General features: G+C 65.9%; 1 pseudogene. It reads left to right on the forward strand.

Features of this window, described 5'->3' with window-relative positions:
* Positions 1-255: pseudogene (locus tag ACQG3P_RS20645) on the forward strand (tyrosine--tRNA ligase); the annotation flags it as partial.

Genomic DNA, 255 nt, shown 5'->3' on the forward strand with positions numbered 1-255 from the left:
CTCAGCAAGGACGACGTGCTGGCCAATGCGCGCACCTCTGAAGAGCAGGTGTTCAAGGTGCTGGACCGCGAAAACACCGAAGTGCGCTTCAATTCGGAGTGGTTCGGCAAGATGGGCGCGGCCGACATGATCCGCCTGGCCGGCCAGCACCCCGTGGCGCGCATGCTCGAGCGCGACGACTTCGCCAAGCGTGACGCGGCCCAGCAGTCCATCGCCCTGCACGAGTTCCTGTCCCCGCTGGTGCAGGGCTACGAC

It is taken from the genome of Stenotrophomonas sp. SrG, assembly GCF_050031795.1.
Classification (GTDB): Bacteria; Pseudomonadota; Gammaproteobacteria; order Xanthomonadales; family Xanthomonadaceae; genus Stenotrophomonas; species Stenotrophomonas rhizophila_A.